Raw genomic sequence first — 3383 nt, 5'->3', positions numbered from 1 at the left:
CCAATCCAAACAAGGGAAAATTCCAATCAAATGGATAATGTACAAATTTTAACGGGGTATTAAAATAGACCTCGTCGTCCGAGGATGCTAAGGTTCGCAAATCGGTGCTGCCAAAATACTGCAGCAATGACATCAAATAAGTTCCCTGATGTTCCAACGACTCTGGACTTAAATTAGCCAAATTATCTTGAGCCGTATGGTAATTGTAATGACTATCGATAAAGGCAAAATTCAATCCTTGGATTTGTCCTTCTTCTCGAAAAACGGTTAAATCTGTATCATTAGGCAACATCTTGTAAATGCTGTACATCAACGAATTGGACACGGGAAATTTGGATTTTGCATCGGCAAAATTTTGTACCAAAGCCGCATTGCCTTTATTGACTTCCATCAACATGTACGACGGCCCCGAAGTGCCGCGTGCTTCAAAATTAATGACTAAACCTACTTCTTTGGCCCAATGGTGTTCGGTTACAAACAAAGCAGCACCATTTAATCCCAATTCTTCAGCATCTGAAAATAAGATAATGATGTCGTTTTTGGGTTTCGAATTATTGTGCAAAAATGCACGAACACCTTCCAATATCGTGACAATTCCAGAGCCATCGTCGCTTGCTCCAAGCGATTTTGAATGTGGAGCACTGTCGTAGTGGGAAAGCAAAAGCAGTGCCTTGGTATTGGCTGTGCCTTTTATTCGGGCAAGAATGTTTTTAGATTTTACTAAATTTCCCCAGTCGGTAAGGGTGTAGCCTTCTTGAATGGAGGTTTCTAATCCCAAATTTTCTAATTCTTTCACCAAGAAATCGGCAACCACTTTGTGATTTTCGGAACCCACATAATGCGGTTCTTTTGTAATAATTGCTAATTTGTTCAAAGCCCGCTGGGTCGAAAATTCGGATAATGTACCCTCCACTTTCGAAACCGATTGTGGCATCATAGCATAAAAAACCCAAAAGATCACTCCCGAAATAAATAGAATAGAAACAAGGGTAGCGGAATTTTTCTTCATAAAAAAAAGATTGACAGCAGCTTTAATTTTGTAGAACGTGGGGCAAATTGTGGTTAAAGATAAAAATTTAAATGGTAAAGTAACCTAAGTTTACAATTTATTGATTTTAAGTATCTTTTCGAACAATGATGTAATAGTCATTTTCAAGCGCCATATAACCTTGGTCGTACAAAAAATAGTAGGTGTTTCCTGTTTTTGTATGCAAAATGTTGGTGAAAAATTCAAAATCGAAACCTTTGCCCATCAACTTGGTACGCGAAACTTTGGTTTTTCCTTCTAGATTGAGTTCACTTAAAATGCGGTAGTTTTTCCTCAATTTATTATTGATGTTTCGCATGAAATTCGTACTGTCTTTGTTGATTTTGTTGTTGTACGCATTCCTACAGCCGTCGCTGCAAAACTTTTTGTCTTCGCGACCGCTGAATTTTTCGCCACATTCGATACAATTTTTCATATGCGGATATTTATGGTTCTATATTGGTCATCCCGATATATCGGAACAAGTTATGCAATTGTTTCGCTTGTTCGAGCACAGCTTTCGGGTCGCCGCTCCTCATTGGTTTGTGCGACCAATTTCGGTCGTGCTCATTACATATGCAGTACTATTTTAATTTCGTTATCTGATACAAATCATGTCTTCGGTCTTTTAAAATCCGAACACTTCCATGTTCGTGCAATTCTTTGAGCAAATCCAAATCGACATCCACAATCAAAGTCATTTCTGTATTTGGCGTGGCTTCTGCTTTAATTCCATTACTTGGAAAGGCAAAATCCGAAGGTGTAAAAACCGCCGCTTGTGCATATTGAATGTCCATATTATTCACTTTTGGTAAATTTCCGACACAACCTGCAATGGCTACATAACATTCATTTTCTATTGCACGGGCTTGAGCACATTGCTTTACACGTGTATATCCGTTTTGTGTATCAGTCAAAAAAGGAACAAATAAAATATCCATTCCTTCGTCGGACATCAACCTGGAAAGCTCGGGAAATTCCACATCGTAGCAAATCATTATTCCGATTTTTCCACAATCGGTATCAAAAGTTTTAATTTTGGAACCGCCTTTCATACCCCAATACTGCACTTCGTTTGGTGTGATGTGAATTTTGGTATACATTTCAAACGTACCGTCGCGTTTGCACAAAAATCCTACATTATACAAATTTCCGTCTTCCATGTACGGCATACTTCCGGTGATGATATTGATGTTGTAAGAAATGGCAAATTCTGAGAATTTCTTTTGAATTGGGTCGCAGTATCGCGCAATTTCCCTAATCGCATCGGCTTCCGAAAGATGGTTGTAATCCGCCATTAAAGGTGCGATGAACAATTCTGGAAACAGTACAAAGTCACTTCCGTAACCCGAAACCACATCAATAAAAAATTCCGATTGTTCGAACAACGCTTCTAAATTTGCCAAAGGACGCATTTGCCATTGCACCAAGCCCAATCGAATGACCGACTTTCGGGCATTGATCAATTTTGGACTTTTATCGTAGTAAATATTGTTCCATTCCAATAAAACGGCATAATCTTTCGAACTCGAATCGCCTTCCAAATAATTTTTCATCACTTTAATGACGTGAAAATCATTACTCAACTGAAACGATAAAACGGGATCATACAAGTCTTTTAGTTTTACTTTATCAATATAATCTTTGGGAGATAAGGTGTGGCTGTTTTCGGTATAATTCGGGATCCGACCTGCGAAAATGATGGATTTTAGATTGAGTTGTTCGCACAATTCTTTTCGAGCATCATACAAGCGTCGTCCCAACCGAATACCACGGTAGGCCGGATCTATAAAAACATCAATTCCGTAAAGCACTTCGCCGTTGTTATCGTGGGTAGAGAAGGTGTAATTTCCGGTAATTTTTTCGTAATTGTGGTTGGTTATCGCTGTTTTGTATTTCACAATCAAAGACAAAGCAGCACCCACCACTTTGCCATCGACCAAGATGACTAGCTGTCCTTCGGGAAAAATTTGCAATAAATTTTTTATTTCGGCCTCTTTCCAATACGCTCCATCGATTTCAGAATAGGCTTTGACCATTGAATTTCGCAACTCTTTATAATCAGCTAATTTCAAATTTCGAAGCTCAATACTGTTTATTTCTGTTTGCATCAACTTTTTTTTTTAAAGGTACAAAAAAAAGCCGTTTGCAAATGGCTAAGGCTTTTCTTTCAATGCCTGTTTTTTGGAATGCTCTGTATTTTTTGGAAACAAAATTTTGATTATAACTTTAACCCGTTGGGTGTAATTAAATTATTTGATTTTTAATATTGTTTATTGGTCTATCAAATATGAATTTATTGATATATTGAACCAATGTTAATGCTGTTATTTTGGCTAAAATTCTTGTTTTAAAA

The 3383-nt window shown here is 37.5% G+C and carries 3 protein-coding genes and 1 pseudogene; all 4 read right to left on the bottom strand.

Features of this window, described 5'->3' with window-relative positions; genetic code table 11:
• Positions 1-1009, bottom strand: a 1009-nt coding sequence (locus tag ACIQ2X_RS14755; protein WP_396179717.1) for a M20/M25/M40 family metallo-hydrolase, incomplete at its 3' end; no start/stop codon positions are given.
• Positions 1010-1115: 106 nt separating this feature from the next.
• Positions 1116-1463 (bottom strand): hypothetical protein, encoded by a 348-nt coding sequence (locus ACIQ2X_RS14750; protein WP_396179716.1) that lies wholly within the window; start codon positions 1461-1463, stop codon positions 1116-1118.
• Positions 1464-1611: 148 nt separating this feature from the next.
• The gene (locus tag ACIQ2X_RS14745; RefSeq protein ID WP_396179715.1) at positions 1612-3138 is read right to left on the bottom strand and encodes a GNAT family N-acetyltransferase; all 1527 of its coding nucleotides are present in this window, start codon (positions 3136-3138) and stop codon (positions 1612-1614) included.
• A 136-nt stretch (positions 3139-3274) separates the two neighbouring features.
• A pseudogene (locus ACIQ2X_RS14740) lies at positions 3275-3383 on the bottom strand (IS982 family transposase); the annotation flags it as partial.

The sequence above is a fragment of the Flavobacterium sp. genome, from assembly GCF_044368625.1.
Lineage (GTDB): Bacteria > Bacteroidota > Bacteroidia > Flavobacteriales > Flavobacteriaceae > Flavobacterium.
The sequence above is the reverse complement of the archived record's forward strand: the minus strand, read 5'-3'. Positions and strand labels throughout refer to the sequence as shown.

Coding starts and splice junctions, on each gene's coding strand:
- ACIQ2X_RS14745 (WP_396179715.1), bottom strand. CDS start 3,138: ATGCAAACAGAAATAAACAGTATTGAGCTTCGAAATTTGAAATTAGCT.
- ACIQ2X_RS14750 (WP_396179716.1), bottom strand. CDS start 1,463: ATGAAAAATTGTATCGAATGTGGCGAAAAATTCAGCGGTCGCGAAGAC.